This is a genomic window from Roseomonas acroporae (assembly GCF_023223525.1).
GTDB lineage: Bacteria > Pseudomonadota > Alphaproteobacteria > Acetobacterales > Acetobacteraceae > Roseomonas_E > Roseomonas_E acroporae.
Genome location: NZ_JALPRX010000015.1, coordinates 1 through 15,951, shown reverse-complemented (window position 1 = coordinate 15,951; position 15,951 = coordinate 1). Strand labels below are relative to the sequence as shown.

13 protein-coding genes are annotated in these 15,951 nt (G+C 73.2%); 5 read left to right on the top strand and 8 right to left on the bottom strand.

Annotation, left to right across the window (positions count from 1 at the left end; genetic code table 11):
• Positions 1 to 114: 114 nt before the first annotated feature.
• Both M0638_RS04365 and M0638_RS04360 read right to left on the bottom strand, forming a co-directional pair.
• On the bottom strand, positions 115 to 2,454 hold the full coding sequence (locus M0638_RS04365; protein WP_248665740.1) for a xanthine dehydrogenase family protein molybdopterin-binding subunit: 2,340 nt from the start codon (positions 2,452 to 2,454) through the stop codon (positions 115 to 117).
• A 56-nt stretch (positions 2,455 to 2,510) separates the two neighbouring features.
• The gene (locus M0638_RS04360; RefSeq protein WP_248665739.1) at positions 2,511 to 3,488 is read right to left on the bottom strand and encodes a Bug family tripartite tricarboxylate transporter substrate binding protein; all 978 of its coding nucleotides are present in this window, start codon (positions 3,486 to 3,488) and stop codon (positions 2,511 to 2,513) included.
• Between the two features lie 453 nt (positions 3,489 to 3,941).
• Here M0638_RS04360 and hemA point away from each other — a divergent pair, with 453 nt between their 5' ends.
• The 3 genes from hemA (at position 3,942) to M0638_RS04345 (ending at position 7,354) form a co-directional block, all read left to right on the top strand.
• On the top strand, positions 3,942 to 5,162 hold the full coding sequence (hemA, locus tag M0638_RS04355; RefSeq protein WP_248665738.1) for a 5-aminolevulinate synthase: 1,221 nt from the start codon (positions 3,942 to 3,944) through the stop codon (positions 5,160 to 5,162).
• A 449-nt stretch (positions 5,163 to 5,611) separates the two neighbouring features.
• Positions 5,612 to 5,986, top strand: a complete 375-nt coding sequence (locus M0638_RS04350) for a DUF805 domain-containing protein (RefSeq protein ID WP_248665737.1) — start codon at positions 5,612 to 5,614, stop codon at positions 5,984 to 5,986.
• A gap of 249 nt (positions 5,987 to 6,235) precedes the next feature.
• Positions 6,236 to 7,354, top strand: a complete 1,119-nt coding sequence (locus tag M0638_RS04345; protein WP_248665736.1) for a baeRF11 domain-containing protein — start codon at positions 6,236 to 6,238, stop codon at positions 7,352 to 7,354.
• Between the two features lie 115 nt (positions 7,355 to 7,469).
• On the opposite strand, the gene M0638_RS04340 is transcribed toward M0638_RS04345, so the two are convergent.
• The 5 genes from M0638_RS04340 to M0638_RS04320 all read right to left on the bottom strand — a co-directional run bounded on the left by M0638_RS04340 (position 7,470) and on the right by M0638_RS04320 (position 12,174).
• Positions 7,470 to 8,630: an acyl-CoA dehydrogenase family protein gene (locus M0638_RS04340; protein WP_248665735.1), complete on the bottom strand. Its 1,161-nt coding sequence runs from the start codon at positions 8,628 to 8,630 to the stop codon at positions 7,470 to 7,472.
• A gap of 4 nt (positions 8,631 to 8,634) precedes the next feature.
• Positions 8,635 to 9,408: an enoyl-CoA hydratase/isomerase family protein gene (locus M0638_RS04335; protein ID WP_248665734.1), complete on the bottom strand. Its 774-nt coding sequence runs from the start codon at positions 9,406 to 9,408 to the stop codon at positions 8,635 to 8,637.
• A gap of 5 nt (positions 9,409 to 9,413) precedes the next feature.
• Positions 9,414 to 10,505 (bottom strand): acyl-CoA dehydrogenase family protein, encoded by a 1,092-nt coding sequence (locus M0638_RS04330; RefSeq protein WP_248665733.1) that lies wholly within the window; start codon positions 10,503 to 10,505, stop codon positions 9,414 to 9,416.
• Positions 10,506 to 10,772: 267 nt separating this feature from the next.
• Positions 10,773 to 11,432 carry a 3-oxoacid CoA-transferase subunit B gene (locus M0638_RS04325; RefSeq protein ID WP_248665732.1) on the bottom strand — a complete coding sequence of 220 codons (660 nt, stop codon included), beginning with the start codon at positions 11,430 to 11,432 and terminating at the stop codon, positions 10,773 to 10,775.
• A gap of 28 nt (positions 11,433 to 11,460) precedes the next feature.
• Positions 11,461 to 12,174, bottom strand: coding sequence for a 3-oxoacid CoA-transferase subunit A (locus M0638_RS04320; protein WP_248665731.1), 714 nt, complete (start codon positions 12,172 to 12,174; stop codon positions 11,461 to 11,463).
• Between the two features lie 225 nt (positions 12,175 to 12,399).
• Between M0638_RS04320 and M0638_RS04315 the strand changes: the two genes are divergently transcribed.
• Together M0638_RS04315 and M0638_RS04310 are read left to right on the top strand one after the other, a co-directional pair.
• Positions 12,400 to 13,446 carry a zinc-dependent alcohol dehydrogenase family protein gene (locus M0638_RS04315; protein ID WP_248665730.1) on the top strand — a complete coding sequence of 349 codons (1,047 nt, stop codon included), beginning with the start codon at positions 12,400 to 12,402 and terminating at the stop codon, positions 13,444 to 13,446.
• Positions 13,443 to 14,429 (top strand): MBL fold metallo-hydrolase, encoded by a 987-nt coding sequence (locus M0638_RS04310; protein ID WP_248665729.1) that lies wholly within the window; start codon positions 13,443 to 13,445, stop codon positions 14,427 to 14,429. The genes M0638_RS04315 and M0638_RS04310 overlap by 4 nt, the downstream gene beginning before the upstream one ends.
• 150 nt (positions 14,430 to 14,579) lie before the next feature.
• Here the strand turns inward: M0638_RS04310 and M0638_RS04305 are convergent.
• A partial coding sequence (locus tag M0638_RS04305) for an acetate--CoA ligase family protein (RefSeq protein WP_248665728.1) occupies positions 14,580 to 15,951 on the bottom strand: 1,372 nt, incomplete at its 5' end.

The window sequence follows — 15,951 nt, the reverse complement described above, 5'->3', positions numbered from 1 at the left end:
GCCCGAACGAACAGAGGTCCAGGAGGGCCTCGCCCTCCTGGCGGATGGGTTCCAGGGAAGGCAGCGCCTTCCCTGGCCGGAGGGGTCCGGGGAGGGCGGAGCCCTCCCCGCCCGTCACCCCCCGTGCATGGCCCGCCACACCTTCTCGGCCGTCACCGGCATGTCGAGATGCGCCACGCCGTGGTCGCGCAGCGCATCCGCCACCGCGCTGACGATGGCCGGCGGCGCGCCGCACGCGCCCCCCTCGCCCGCGCCCTTCACGCCGAGGTCGTTGGACGGGCACGGCACGACGTGGAAGCCGAGTTCGAGTTCCGGCACGTCGGCCGCGCGCGGCATGCAGTAGTCCTGGAAGGTGGCGGTGAGGAACTGGCCGCTCTCCGTGTCGTAGCGCGCATGCTCCAGCAGCGCCTGGCCGATGCCGCTGACGATGCCGCCATGCGACTGGCCGTGCACCAGCATCGGGTTGATCACCACGCCGACATCGTCCACGGCGCTGTAGCGCACCAGCGCGACCTGTCCCGTCTCCGGGTCGATCTCGACCTCGGCGACGTGGCAGCCGTTGGGGAAGTTGCACTCCGTGTCGCGCTTGTAGAGAAGCTGCTCGTCGAGACCCGGCGACTCGCCCGCGGGCAGGCGGGCCGGATCGGCGGCGGCGCGCGCCACCTCGGCCCAGCCGAGCGAGAGATCGGTGCCGGCGACGCGGAAGCGGCCGGCCTCGAACTCGACGTCCGCCGCGTCGGCCTCCAGCAGGTGCGCCGCGATGCGCCGCGCCTTGTCGATCACCAGCGCCGCGGTGCGGCTGATGGCGACGCCGCCCATCTGCGAGGAGCGCGAGCCGCCGGTGCCGTTGCCCTGCTCCACCACGTCGGAATCGCCCTGCACCAGCCGGATCCGCTCGAAGGGGATGCCGAGCCGATCGTGGATGATCTGCGCGAAGGCCGTCTCGTGCCCCTGCCCGTGCGAGAAGGTGCCGACGGTGACGGCGACGCCGCCATCCGGCGCCACCCGGATGCGCGACCACTCGGTGGGCTGCCCGCCCGAGGCCTCGATGAAGTAGCCGAGGCCGATGCCGCGCAGCTTCCCCTGCCGCGACGCTTCCTCGCGCCGCGCCGGGAAGCCGGCCCAGTCGGCCAGCGCCAGGGCGCGGTCCTGCGTCTCGGCGAACAGGCCGGAATCGATCACGTTGTTGACCGCGTTGCGGTAGGGGATGCGCGCCGGCGCGATGTAGTTGCGCCGCCGGATCTCGTCGCGCCCGAGGCCGAGCCGCGCCGCGCCGAGGTCGAGCAGGCGCTCGATCACGTAGGCCGTCTCGGGCCGCCCGGCGCCGCGATAGGCGTCGGTGGGCGAGGTGTTGGTGAAGACGCAGCGCACGCGCACGTTCACCGCCTGGATGTCGTACACCGTGCCGATGATGCGCCCGCCCGCGACGGTCGGCACGCGCGGCCCGAAGTCGCAGAGATAGGCGCCCATGGCGGCGACGGTGCGCACCCGCATGGCCAGCGCGCGGCCCTCCGCGTCGAAGGCCATGTCGGCGTGGGTCACGTGGTCGCGCCCGTGCGGATCGCACAGGAAGGTCTCGGTGCGGTCGGCGCGCCACTTCACCGGCCGGCCGAGCCGCTTCGCCGCCCAGAGCACCAGCGCGCTCTCCGCGAACAGCTTGCCGCGCAGCCCGAAGCCGCCGCCGACATCGGGCGAGATCACCCGCAGCCGCTCGTTCGGCACCTTCAGCACGTATTTCGCGAGGCCGTCGCGCACGCGCAGCACGCCCTGGGTCGGCGAGTGCAGCACGTAGCGCGCCGACTCCGCGTCCCACTCGCCGATCGCGACCCGCGGCTCCATCGGGTTGCCGACGAGGCGGTTGTTGACGAGCGAAACGGAGACCGTGTGCGTCGCGTCGCGGAAGGCGGCCTCGGTCTCCTCGAACCTCCCGCTGTCCCAGTGGACGCAGAGGTTGCTGCCGCGCTCCGGCCAGATCACCGGCGAATCCGGCTCGGCCGCCGCGGCCGTGTCGGTGACGGCGGGCAGCTCCTCGTACTCGACCGCGATCAGCTCCGCCGCCTCGACCGCCTGGGCGCGCGTCTCGGCCACCACCAGCGCCACGTGGTCGCCGACGAAGCGCACGCGCTCGCCCTGCAGGATCGGGCGCGGCGGGCACCAGACCGGGCCGTCGATCCCGGGCACCTCCACCAGCACCGGCAGGTAGCCGAGTCCGTCCGCCTCGACCTCGGCCGCGGTCAGCACCGCGAGCACGCCCGGCGCCGCGCGCGCCGCCGACGCGTCGAGCGAGACGATGCGCGCATGGGCGTGCGGCGAGCGCAGGATGGCGGCGTGCGCCTGGCCGGGCCGGTCGATGTCGTCGGTGTAGGTGCCGCGGCCGGTCAGCAGCCGCACATCCTCCTTGCGGCGCACCGGCTGGCCGATGCCGAATTTCTCGACCACGCCCGATCCGTCCATGCCCGTCGATCCTCGTGCCCGTCCCTATTCGCGGCCGTCCCTATTCGCGCCAGGCTCTATTCACGCCAGGGATGCTGGTGCCACAGCGCCGTGTAGTGGTCGCGCAGCGCCACCAGCTCGCGGCGGAATTCCTCCGGCCCCAGGAAGCGCATCGGCAGCAATTGCTGGGCCACGACGCGCTGGAAGTCCGGATCGTCCAGCGACTGCCGTGCCGCCGCCGCCAGCCGCTCCAGCACCGGGGCCGGCGTGCCGGCCGGCGCGGCGAGGCCGCGCATCGAGCCCTCCACCACGTCGAAGCCCTGCTCGCGGAAGGTCGGCACGTCCGGCGCCTCCTGCCAGCGCCGCTCGCCCATCTGCCCGAGGGCGCGCACCAGCCCCTGGCGCGCGTCGAAGGTCCCCTCGCCCATGTTCATCGAGCCGATCGTGATCTGCCGGCCGACCAGGGCGTTGCGCACCTGCGAGGAGCCGGCGAAGGGCACGTGGGTCAGCTCGATCCCGGCCTGACGCTGCAGGGCCAGCGAGGCGAGGTGGTCGTCCGAGCCGACGCCCGTCGTGCCGTAGGTGAGCGCGCCCGGCTGCGCCTTGGCCGCCGCGACGAGGTCGGCGAGCGTCCGGTACGGGCTGTCCGGCACCACGAAGAAGCCGCCCGGATCGTCCACCAGGTTGGCGATGGGGGCGAAGTCGGCCAGCGCGAAGCGGGCCTGCCGCTCCAGCGGCACGGTGACGACCGCGGGCGTGTTGATGAAGCCGATCGTGTAGCCGTCCGGCCGCGCCCGGGCCAGCTCGGCGAAGCCGATCTCGGCGCCGGCGCCGGGGCGGTTCAGCACCACGATGGACTGGCCGAGCCGCTTCTCCATCGCCCGCGCGACGGCGCGCCCGACGATGTCGGTGCCGCCGCCGGCGGCGTAGGCGATGATCATGGTGATCGGCCGGTCCGGCCAGTCGGCCCGTGCCCGGCGCAGCGCGGGCAGCGAGAGGCCGAGGGCCACGCTGCCGAGCATGGCCGCGCGCCTCGTCGGTTGCGAATTCGGCATCGGACGGCTTTCTCCCGGCCGTGGCGTGGGGCCGCCACTTGTGCCGCGATGCGAGCATGCCGGGAGCGGCGCGGCAAGCCTGCTCGCCGCGCGGGCGGACCTGCCCCGCCGCCGGCCCTCGGGCATGGACATCCGGCACGGCCGGTCCTGCCCCCGTGCCGCCGGTCGCCGCGTCCGCCCGCCCCCCCCCCCCGGGCGGGTGGCGGCCGGCCCCCGCCGCCCCTCCCACCGTTTCCTGTCTCCCGGTTTCCTGTCCCCCGGTTTCCTGCCCCCTGGTTTCCTGCCCCCCGGTTTCCTGCCATGTCGCCTTGGGTGCTGGCCGTGCGGCCGCCCTGGCTGTATGTGACGGACTTGCCTCGGGCCCTCTCGCGGGGCCCGCAACGGGATGCGGCGCAACCCAGCCTTGCACCGGCGCAGCTCGTCTGCCGCCGGCGACGGACCAGATCGACGGCCATGAACACACGCGACGCCTTCCGGCAGCACTGCCGGGCCACGCTGGACGGGATGCGTCAGGAAGGCCGCTACCGCGAATTCGTGGCGCTGGAGAAGCTCGCCGGCCAGTTCCCGCTCTACCGCCACCACACCCCGGAAGGCATCCGGACCGTCACGGTCTGGTCCAGCAACGACTATCTCGGCATGGGCCAGCACCCGGCCGTGCTGGCGGCAGCCGAGGCGGCGGTGCGCACCCACGGCGCCGGCGCCGGCGGCACGCGCAACATCTCGGGCACCTCGCACCTGCACGTGGCGCTGGAGGCGGAGCTGGCGGCGCTGCACCACAAGGAGGCGGCGCTGCTGTTCACCTCGGGCTTCGTCTCCAACCAGGCGACCCTGCCCGCGGTGCTGAACGCCCTGCCCGGCTTCACCGTGTTCTCCGACGCCAAGAACCACGCCAGCATGATCCACGGCATGCGCCACAGCGGCGTGCGCCGGCACATCTTCCGCCACAACGACCTCGCCCATCTCGAGGCGCTGCTCGCCGCCGCCGACCCGGCGACGCCGAAGCTCGTCGCCTTCGAGAGCGTCTATTCCATGGACGGCGACATCGCCCCGATCGGCGCGATCTGCGACCTCGCGGAACGGTACGGCGCCATGACCTACCTCGACGAGGTGCACGCGGTCGGCCTCTACGGCGCGGAAGGCGGCGGCATCGCCCAGCGCGAGGGGCTGGAGGACCGCATCGACATCGTCGAGGGCACGCTGGCCAAGGGCTTCGGCGTGGTCGGCGGCTACGTCGCGGGCGATGCCGAGATCGTCGACTTCGTCCGCTCGGTCGCCGGCGGGCTGATCTTCACCACCTCGCTGCCGCCCGCCGTCACCGCCGCCGCCCTGGCCAGCGTGCGGACGGTGCGGACCGACGGGAGCCGCCGCGAGCAGCTCGCCGAGCGCGCCGCCGCGCTGAAGGCGGCGCTGGACCGCGCCGGCCTGCCGCGCATGCCCTCGACCAGCCACATCGTCCCGGTCTGGGTGGGCGAGGCGTCGCTCTGCCGCGACGTGGCCCGGCGGCTGCTCGCCGAGCACGCCATCTACGCGACGCCGATCAACTACCCGACCGTGGCGCGCGGCGAGGAGCGGCTGCGCCTCTGCGCCACCCCGCTCCACACCGATGCGATGATCGCCGAGCTGGTGACGGCGCTGCGGGCGGTGCTGCCGGGAACGGCCCGGGCCGCCGCCTGACGGCCGGGACAGGGCCGCCGGCGCCTGCTAGAGCATTTCCAGGCTGAGCGCACGCGCTCAGCGGCTCGGGAAATGCGCCAAATCAAAAGGCTGGAGCCGTTCCGGCCTGATACAGTCAGGGCTGGAACGGCTCCAGAGCGGATCGCCGGAGGGGGGCTATGCCCGGAGGCGTGAATCCGCTCGGAAAACAATGGGATGGGGCGGCACGCGGTCCCGACTGGTCTGCGTTCCGCTCCAGAGCGGATCGCCGGCGGGCGGACACGCCCGACGGCGTGAATCCGCGCCGAGAACAACGAGCCACGGCGAACCGCAGCCCCGACCGGACTGCGGTTCGCCGTAGGCGCGGGCACGGGGAGCGCCTGCCCGGCCGTGCCGGCGCCGTGGCGCCCTCCGCCGTCTCCTGACGGCGCGGGCGGCGAACCGAGGGACAGGGACGACAGGAATCCGGTATGCGCGACTGGCTGGACTTCCAGGGGCGGATCGGTCGCCGCACCTTCTGGCTCGCCTACGTGCTGCCGATCTTCGGAGCCGAGATACTGGCGAGCCTCGTCGATATCGGCCTCGGCCTGTACACGATGGCACCCTTCACCATCCTGGTCTCGCTGCTGAGCATCTGGCCCGGCCTCGCCGCCCAGGTGAAGCGCTGGCATGACCACGACCGCAGCGGCTGGTGGGTGCTGATCCAGCTCGTGCCGCTGGTCGGCCCGATCTACGCCCTCGTCATGATCGGCTTCCTGCGCGGCACGCCGGGGCCGAACCGCTTCGGCCCCGATCCGCTCGGCGACGCTGCGGCCATGCCGGCGACCCCACCCATGCGGGCCTGAACCCCGCGCCGAGCCGGCCTGCCGCCCCTGGCCACTCCTGGCCGCGGCGCCGGGACGCCGGACAGCCGCCATCGGGGCCACCCGTCGCCGGCACGGCCCGATCACGGCCGCTTCCCGGGCATGGCAAGTTGTTCTCACAGAGGCTACATCGACGCCTCGCGAAGCCTTGGCTCGGACCGGACCGCCGTCGCGCCGTGACGCTTCCGGCACGCCCCCGGCCCAGCCACGGGCCCAATCGGAGATGCCACCTTGCTGCACATCGACCTGCCGACCCGCGCCGAGATCGAGGCGCTTGCCGCCTATCGCGGCAGCCCGGCGGTATCCATCTACCTCAGCACGACGCCGCTGACCCAGGACGCCCAGGCGGATCGCATCGGGCTCAAGAACCTGCTCAGGACCGCCCTTGCCGAGATGGCGGACGCCGATGCCGACAAGCGGAGCATCGAGCCGATCCGCGAGAGCATCGAGGCGCTCGTCGAGGACGACGATTTCTGGGTGGAGCAGGCCAACAGCCTCGCCATCTTCGCGACGCCGAAGAGCCTGCGCACCTTCCGCCTGGGCAACAAGCTCGGCAACGCGGTCGAGGTCTCGGACCGTTTCCACATCAAGCCGCTGCTCCGCGCGATCACCTTCCCGCACAACGCCTACGTGCTGGCGATCAGCATGGGCGCCGTGCGGCTGGTCGAGGTCTCGGCCGACCTGCCGCCGCACGAGGTCAAGGTGCCCGGCCTGGTGCGCGGCGCCGCCGACGCGGCCGGCCGTCGCAGCCACCTGGAGCGCAAGGGCGACATGGAGAGTGGCGAGAGCACCAGCGAGAGCGCGCTGCTCACCCGCTATGCCCGTGCCGTCGACCAGGCGCTGCGCCCGGTGCTGGCCGGGCACGGCCGGCCGCTGATCGTCGCGGCGGCGGAGCCGATGGCCACGATCTTCCACGGCGTGTGCAGCTACCCCCATCTCGCCGAGGCGACGATCCCGGGCACGGCCGACCGCACGCCCGACCACGAGCTGGCGGCCGCGGCACGCGGCATCCTCGATCAGGTCTATGCCGCCGAGATCAAGGCGCTGGGCGAGACCTACGCCGCCCGCGCGGCACAGGACCGCGCCACCTGCGACCTCGGCCGCGCCGCGCGCGCCGCGACCTTCGGCGCCGTGGAGACGCTGATCGTGGACATGGACGCCGAGCTGCCGGGCCGGGTCGACGAGAACGGCGCCGTCACCCTCGATGCCAAGGCCGACGGCGTGAACTACAGCGTCACCGACGAGATCGCCCGGCGAGCCCTGCTCTCCGGCGCGCGGGTGATCGCGGCGCGGCGCGGCGACGTGCCGGGCGGCGGCGAGCTGGCGGCGGTGCTGCGCTACCCGGTCTGATCGCCGGATGCCGACCGGCCCGCGCAACGCCGGGCCGGTCGGCGATCCCGCCGCGATCGCGCGCCGCCGGGCATTCCCGCCCGGCGGCAACACGCACGCGGTCAGCCCGGCAGCGTCAGCCCGGCAGCTCCAGCACGTTCTTGGCCAGGATGTTGCGCTGGATCTCGCTCGACCCGCCATAGATCGTGCAGGGCCGGGCATTGATGAACAGGCCCGAGGGATGCAGGTCGCGGTTGCCGCCCATCGGCTCCAGCAGCCCGGCATTCTCGCCCGCGATGTCCATCATCGCCTCGGTGATGCGCTGGAACAGCTCGGACTGGATCACCTTCAGCATCGAGACGTCCGGCCCCAGCCGCTCGCCGCGACGCAGCTGCGCGACGAAGGTCTCGTACAGCGCCTTCAGGTCCTCCAGGTCGAGCCGCAGCCTCGCGTAGCGGTCGGCGAAGTCCGGCTCCTCCCACACGCCCATACGCTCGGCCAGCAGCCGCAGCCGCACCAGCGCGTAGGCGGATTGCCGCGGCGAGCCGAGATAGATGCGCTCGAAGCCCAGCAGCGCCTTGGCCATGGTCCAGCCCTTGTTGGGCTCGCCGACCAGGTTGTCCTTCGGCACGCGGACATTGTCGAAGAAGACCTCGCAGAACTCGTCGTGCATGTCGAGGTTGACGATGGGCCGCACGGTGATGCCCGGGCTGTCCATCGGCACGAGGAGGAAGGAGATGCCCTCCTGCTTCTTCGCCGCCTTGTCGGTGCGGACGAGGAGGAAGATCCAGTTGGCGTCGTTGGCGAGGGTGGTCCAGGTCTTCTGCCCGTTCACCACGTACTCGTCGCCGTCCAGCACCGCCTCGGTGCGCAGGGAGGCGAGGTCGGAGCCGGAATTCGGCTCGGAATAGCCCTGGCACCAGATGTGCTCGCCGCGCAGGATCGGCGGCAGGAAGCGCTCCTGCTGCGCCTTCGTCCCGTACTGGATCAGCAGCGGCCCGACCATGACGATGCCGTGGTCGTTGGTGCGCGCCACGCCGTGGCGCTCGTACTCCTCGATCAGGATGATCTGCTTGGCGGGGCTGAGCCCCATGCCGCCGAACTCCTTCGGCCAGCCCGGCGCCAGCCATCCCTTCTCGGCCAGCCTGAAGTACCAGGGGCTGTTCTCCGCCCAGTGCAGGCGCTTCGGGGGGTTGCGCAGCTCGGGCGGGTAGTTGGCCTCGACCCAGGCCCGCACCGTCCGGCGGAAGGCCTCGTCGTCGAGCGCGTTCAGATCCTCTTGCGTGTTCCCGCTCATGGCGTCAGCCCCCCGTGAAATGCGGCGCGCGCTTGCCGAGGAAGGCGGCCTTGCCCTCGGCATGGTCGGCGGTGAGGAAGAGCGAGGTCTGGTACTGCCGCTCCTGCTCCAGCGCCGCGTCGAGCCCGTTCGCCAGGAGCTGCTTGGTCAGCGCGATGGCGGCGGGCGGCTGCGCCGCCAGCAGCTCGGCCCGCTCGATGGCGATGGCGAGCGCCTGGCCGGGCAGCACCACCTTGTCCACCAGGCCGACGCGCTCGGCCTCGGCCGCGCCCATGCTCTCGCCGTAGAGCAGCACCTGCCGCGCCCGGCCCTGGCCGATGCGCAGCGGCAGGGTGTGCGGCAGGCCGAGATCGGCCATCAGCCCCACCTTGCCGAAGCCGGCCATGAAGCGCGCCTCCTCGGAGGCGACGATGGTGTCGCAGGCGCAGGCCATGGAGAGGCCGGCGCCGACGCACCAGCCCTCCACCGCCGCCACGAAGGGCTTCGCGCCCGCCACCATCAGCCGGATGATCTGGTGCGCCATGCGCAGCCGCTCGCGGCCGCCCAGCACGTCCTGCACGTCCATGCCGGAGATGTCGCCGCCCGAGCAGAAGGTGCCGCCCGCGCCGGTCAGCACCAGCGCCCGCACCGAGCGGTCGCCCTCGACCCGCTCCAGGATGTCGAGCAGCGCGCGGCGCAGTGGGATGGCCAGCGCGTTGCGCCGCGCCGGGTAGTCCATGGTCAGGACGAGGACGGCGCCCTGCCGCTCCTCGATGATGCGCGGGGTCTCGCCGGACATGGGCGTCACTCCTCCACCGCCTCGGGGGAAAGCGCCATGAAGCGCTTCCGGTGCAGCCTGGCCGAGCCGAACTGGTTGGCCAGCACCATGGCCTTCCGCAGATACAGGCCGACATCGTACTCGTCGGTGTAGCCGATGCCGCCATGCAGCTGCACCGCCTGCCGCGTGACGAGCATCGAGGCCTCGGCGGCGCGCGCCTTGGCGCGCGAGACCACGGCCCGCCGCGCCGCCCCCGTCAGCCCGGCATCGAGCTGCGCCGCCGCGCCCTCGACGCTGGCCCGCGTCAGCGAGAGCTGCACCTTGAGGTCGGCGGCGCGGTGCTGCAGCGCCTGGAAGCTGCCGATCGGCCTGCCGAATTGCTGCCGCGTCTTCAGGTAGGCGAGCGTCATCGCGAAGGCCGCCTCCATCGCGCCGAGCAGGTAGGCCGAGGTCGCCAGCGCCGCCTCGTCCAGCGCGGCGTCCAGCGCGCCGCCGAGGTCCGCCGCCACCAGCTTCCCGCCGGTGAAGTCGGGCGCCGCGCGCAGCGTGCCGTAATTGCCGCCATCCTGGGTCTGGTCGATGGCGAGGTCGGCCGCCTCGCGCGGCAGCAGGCGCAGGGTGAGCCGCCCGCCCTCGCGCACCGGCACCAGGAAGCCCTCGGCGCCGGCTGCCATCGGGACAAACAGGCGCGGCGCGTCCAGGCTGCCGGGCGCCTCCAGCGTGTCGGCCCGCTCCTGCCAGCCAGCGAGCAGCAGCCGGCCGCCCAGCACCTGGCCGAGCGCCGCCTCCCCCGCCGGATCGGCGGCCAGCAGCGCGGCGGCAAGCGCCGCCGGGATCAGCGGCTCCGGCACCAGCGCGGCGCCCAGCTCCTCGGCGAGCGCGCAGAAGGCGCCCATGCCGAGGCCGGCGCCGCCCTTCTCCTCCGGCACGCGCAGCCCGACCCAGCCGAGATCGGCCATCTCCCGCCACACGGCGGGGTCGAAGCCGGGTTCCTCGAAGCGCAGCGCGCGGATGCGCCGCAGGTCGCCGCCGCGCGGCGCCACGGCGGCGGCGCTCTCGCGGATCAGGCGGATGGAGTCGGCGCGTTCCGACTCGTCCATTGCCAGGGCCTGGCTCATCGGCCGCTCCTTCCCCGTTGTTCGTTCAGTCGTGGCCGCGCGGCTTCGGTCGCGTGGCGCTGGTCGGCTTCCGGCAGGCCCCACCGGGCGTGCCGGCCGCTCGCGGCGGAAGCCGCATGCCGACCCAGGGCCGGCGGAAATCACGCAGCAGGCCCCAGGGTCGGCGGAAGCCGGCAACCGGCCCCGGGCCGACGGGAACCGCGTATCGGCCCGGACCGGCGGACGGACGGCCGGCGCACAGGGCGCCAGCGGACGGGGGCCCGGCGGTCAGCCGGCGGCGTGCAGCGTCGCGCCGGTACGCGCCTGGAGCGCCTCCAGCGTCAGGCCCGGCGCCATGTCGCGCACCACGAAGCCCTTCCCCGGCACCACGTCGAGCACGGCGAGGTTGGTGTAGACCCGCGTCACCACCCCGGCCGCGGTCAGCGGGTAGGCGCAGCGCTCCACGATCTTCGGCCGCCCGTCCTTCGTGGTGTGCTCCATGATGACCCAGAGCCGCTTGGCGCCCGCCGCGAGGTCCATGGCGCCGCCCACGGCCGGGGCGCTGTCGTTCTCGCTGGTCGCCCAGTTGGCGATGTCGCCGTTCTCGGCCACCTCGAAGGCGCCGAGCACGCAGAGGTCGATATGGCCGCCGCGGATCATCGAGAAGCTGTCGGCGTGGTGGAAGTAGCTGCCGCCGGGCCGCAGCGTCACGGGCTGCTTGCCGGCGTTGATGAGCCAGAAATCCTCGTGCCCCTTCTCGGGCGCCGGGCCCATGCCGAGGATGCCGTTCTCGCTCTGGAACAGCACCTCGCGGCTCTCGGGCACGTGGTCGGCCACCAGCGTCGGGATGCCGATGCCGAGATTCACGCACCAGCCTTCGGGGATGTCGTCGGCCAGCCGCTTGGCCATCTGGTTGCGGCTGAGCACGGCCACCGCTTGATCGGGCATCGTTCCGTCTCCTTCCGTGCGGGCCGGCTCAGGCCGCGGCCCCGGCGGCCGCGCCGGCCGGCGCCGCGCTGCCGTAGGGCGAGGGTACCCGCACCACGCGGTGAACATACACCGCCGGGGTCATGACATTCTCCGGCGGAATGCCACCCAGCTCGACGATCCGGTCCACCTGCGCCACCGTCATCGCGGCGGCCATGGCCATCACCGGGTTGAAGTTCCGCCCGGAGCGCCGGTAGGTCAGGTTACCCCAGCGATCGGCCTCCCAGCCCTCCACCAGCGCCACGTCGCCGTGCAGCGCCTCCTCCAGCACGCAGAGCTTGCCGCCGATCTCGCGCTCCTCCTTGCCGCGCGCCAGCAGGGTGCCGGCGCCGGTCGGGGTGAAGAAGGCCGGGATGCCGGCGCCGGCGGCGCGCATGCGCTCGGCCAGCGTGCCCTGCGGCACGATCTCCAGCTCGATCTTCCCCGCCTTGTACAGCTCCTCGAACACCACCGAGCCGGCCGAGCGCGGGAAGGAGCAGATGATCTTGCGCACCCGCCCCAGCTCCATCAGCCGCGCCAGCCCGACATGGCCGGTGCCGGCGTTGTTGGCGACAGCGACCAGCTCCTTCGCCCCCTGCTCGATCAGCCCCTCGATCAGCGCGTCCGGCTGGCCGACCGCGCCGAAGCCGCCGATCAGCACCGTCGAGCCGTCCCGGATGCCCTCGAGGGCCTCGGCGATGGACTGGACGACCTTGTCGATCATGGGGCGGCTCCCGCTGCGGTTCGCTGCGTCGAACTAACCCCGGGCGGCGCCGAGGTCCAGAGCAGCGTAGCGAATTCCCGCGCGGAATGACGGCGCAGCGGAAGCCGCCGTCGGGCATGGACGACGCCGCCCGCCTGCGGCACCCTTTCCCGACGCGACCCACAGAAGGCGCGGCGTGCCCCCGGCCCCGGCCGGATCGGCGCGGGAGACGGAGAGGAGCTGTCCATGAAGGGCGTCGTGTTCCTGGGCGACCGCGAGGTCGCGCTGATGGACTTCCCCGACCCGACGCCGGGGCCGGGCGAGGTGGTGCTGGAGATGAAGGCCTCCGGCATGTGCGGCAGCGACCTCAAGCAGTACCGCCGCGCCAAGGGCGCCGCCTCGGTGCCCGGCCTGCCGCCGCCGACCGAGCCGGTGATCGGCGGGCACGAGCCCTGCGGCGTGGTGGTCGCGGTCGGCCCCGGCGTGTTCGCGGCCGAGGCGGTCGAGGGCAACCGCGTCATGTGCCACCACTACCATGGCTGCGACAATTGCGGCCATTGCCGCACCGGCTGGGCGCAGCTCTGCCAAACCACGCCGATCAAGGTGTACGGCAACAACGCCCATGGCGGGCATGCGCGCTACCTGAAGGTTCCCGCCCACACGCTGGTCGAGCTGCCCGAGGCGATGAGCTTCGCCGCCGGCGCCGCCGTCTCCTGCGGCACCGGCACGGCCTACGGCGCGCTGCGCCGACTGGACCTCTCGGGGCGCGACACCATCGCGATCTTCGGCCAGGGCCCGGTCGGGCTCTCCGCCACCCAGCTCGCCAAGGCGATGGGCGCGCGCGTCATCGCGCTCGACGTCAGCCCCGAGCGGCTGGAGCGCGCGCGGGCCTTCGGCGCCGACTGGGTGGTGAACCCGGCGCAGGACGACGCGGCCGCCGCGATCCGCGAGCTGACCGGCGGCGGCGCCGACTGCACCCTCGACACCTCCTCCTCCCCCGCCGCGCGGGTCGCGGCGCTACGCGCGCTCAAGGTCTGGGGCCGGGCCTGCTACGTGGGCGAGGGCAACAACGTCGAGATCGATGTCAGCGCCGACATGCTGCGCCGGCAGGTGACGCTCATCGGCTCCTGGACCTTCTCCACCCATATCCAGGCCGAGTGCGCGCGCTTCTGCCTGGAGCGCGGCATCGCCGTGGACGAGCTGTTCACCGACTACTGGACGCTCGACCAGGCGGACGAGGCCTACCGGCTGTTCGACCAGCAGAACACCGGCAAGGGCGTGTTCCTGCTGTGAGCCGCCCCCGCGCGGCCACGCGGCGCGGCCTGCTGCTCGGCGCCGCCGCCCTGGCGGCGCCACGCCTCGCCAGCGCGCAACAGGCCAGTGCGCAACAGGCCACGCCGGCCGCCCGCCCGCCCGCCGCGCGCACCCGCCTCGTGCTGCTCGGCACCAAGGGCGGGCCGCGCGTCGGCATCGAGCAGGCCAACCCGGCCAACCTGCTGCTGGTGGGCGACACGCCCTACGTGATCGATTGCGGCTACGGCGTCTCGCGCCAGCTCGTGCGCGCCGGCGTGGCGCTGCCCTCGCTGCGCCACGTCTTCATCACGCACCACCATTCCGACCACAACCTCGAATACGGCAATCTCGTCTACAACGCCTGGGCCGGCGGGCTGCGCACGCCGGTCGATGCCTACGGCCCGCGCGGCATCGAGCAAATGACGCGCGACTTCTGGTCGATGAACCGCTTCGACGTCGAGACGCGCATGGCCGACGAGGGCCGGCCGGACCCGCGCAACCTGCTCACCGCGCACGACATCGAGGGCCCCGGCCCGGTGATGCGCGACGAGCGGGTCCGCGTCACCGCCTTCCGCACGCCGCACCCGCCGATCGTCGACAATTACGCCTACAAATTCGAGACGCCGGACGGCGTGGTCGTCTTCTCCGGCGACACCGCCTACAATCCCGCCCTGGCCGAATTCGCGAAGGGCGCCGACGTGCTGGTGCACGAGGCGATGCTGCTCTCGGGCGTGGACGACCTCGCCCGGCGCAACCCCAACGCCGCCACCATGCGCCAGCACCTGCTCGACAGCCACACCACCACCGAGGATGTCGGCCGCGTCGCCGCCCGGGCCGGCGTGAAGCTTCTCGTACTCAGCCACTTCGTGCCGGGCGACATGCCAGGCGTCACCGACGCGATGTGGGAGGAAGGCGTGCGCCGCCACTATGCCGGCCGGCTGATCGTCGGCCACGACCTGCAGGAGATCGCGCTGCCGGTGTGACGGTCCCGCGCCTGCACGATCGGGGGTTCCAAGGGGGCTTCGCCCCTTGGCGGGAGGATCCAAGGAGGGCAGAGCCCTCCTTGGTGGGGCCCGGGGCGAAGCCCCGACCGCGTCAGCCGCCGATGCTGTCGGCACGACGCCCCGGACGGATCAGCCCCCGGCCACCTCCACCACAGCGTCGGCGGCGTAGCACCCCTGCCCTTCCGGCAGCACCAGCATCGGGTTCACCTCGGCCGAGAGCAGCCGCGGCCCCGCCGCCGCCGCGAAGGCCGAGAGCCGCGACAGCGCCTCGGCCAGCGCCTGCACGTCGGCCGGCGGTCGGCCGCGCACGCCGAGCAGCAGCGGCGCGCCCTTCAGCGAGCGGATCATCCGCTCCGCCTCCGCCGGGTCGAACGGGCAGCGGCGGAAGGCGACGTCGCGCAGCACCTCCACGAAGATGCCGCCCAGCCCCACCATCGCCACCGGCCCGAACACCGGATCGCGATGGATGCCGAGGATGCACTCCACCGCGCCCCTGATCTGCTTCGCCACCAGCACGCCCTCGATGCGGGCCTCGGGCGCGTGCCGCTTCGCCCGCTCCAGCAGCGTGGCGAAGCCGTCGCGCACCGCGGCCGCGTCGGCCACGTCCAGCAGCACGCCGCCGATCTCCGACTTGTGCAGGATGTCGGGCGAGAGGATCTTCAGCACCACCGGGTAGCCGAAGGCCTCGGCCGCCGCGACCGCCGCGCCCGGATCGGCGCAGGCGCGCTCCGGCACCGCCGGCACGCCGGCCGCGGCGAGCAGCGCCTTGGCATCGGCCTCGCTCGGCGTGGTCGCCGGCAGCGTCACCTGCGGCAGCGCCACCTCGGCCGTCGGCTGCTCCGCCGCCGCGAAGGCCTCGCCGAAGCGGCCCATGGCATGCAGCGCCACCACCGCCCGGCTCGGATCCTCGTAGCAGAGGAAGCCGTCCGACTGGTATTCGCGCACCATGTCCGGCGAGGCCAGCACCGAGAGCGCCCAGAGCCGGTCCGGGTGCCGGCGCATCACGTCGACGAGCTGCGCCCGCAGCTTCGGCCCCACCGTGCGGCTGCCGCCGGTCTGGGTGAAGAAGTTGAGGATGCTGCTGTAGCCGCCTTCCGCCGCCGTCGCCTCGGCGAACTGCCCGACCAGCTCGATGTTGTTCAGCGCCTGCGCCGTCACGTCCACCGGGTTGCGCGGCGCGCTGAAGCTCAGCAGCCCGCGCAGACGCGCCTGCGCCGGCTCCGGCATGGGCGGCATGGGCAGGCCGAGCTGTTCCGCCGCGTCCGAGATCAGCACCCCCGCCCCGCCCGAGACGGTGATGACGCCGAGCGTGTTGCGCGCCGGGTAGATGCGCTTCGTCGCGGCATAGGCGATGTCGAGCGCCTCCTCGGTGGTGCGGGCCCGCACCACGCCGAATTCGCGCAGCACCGCATCCGTCACCGCGTCGTCGCCGGCGATCGAGGCGGTGTGCGACTTCGCCGCCTCCCCGCCCACGGCCGACTGCCCGACCTTCATCATCACG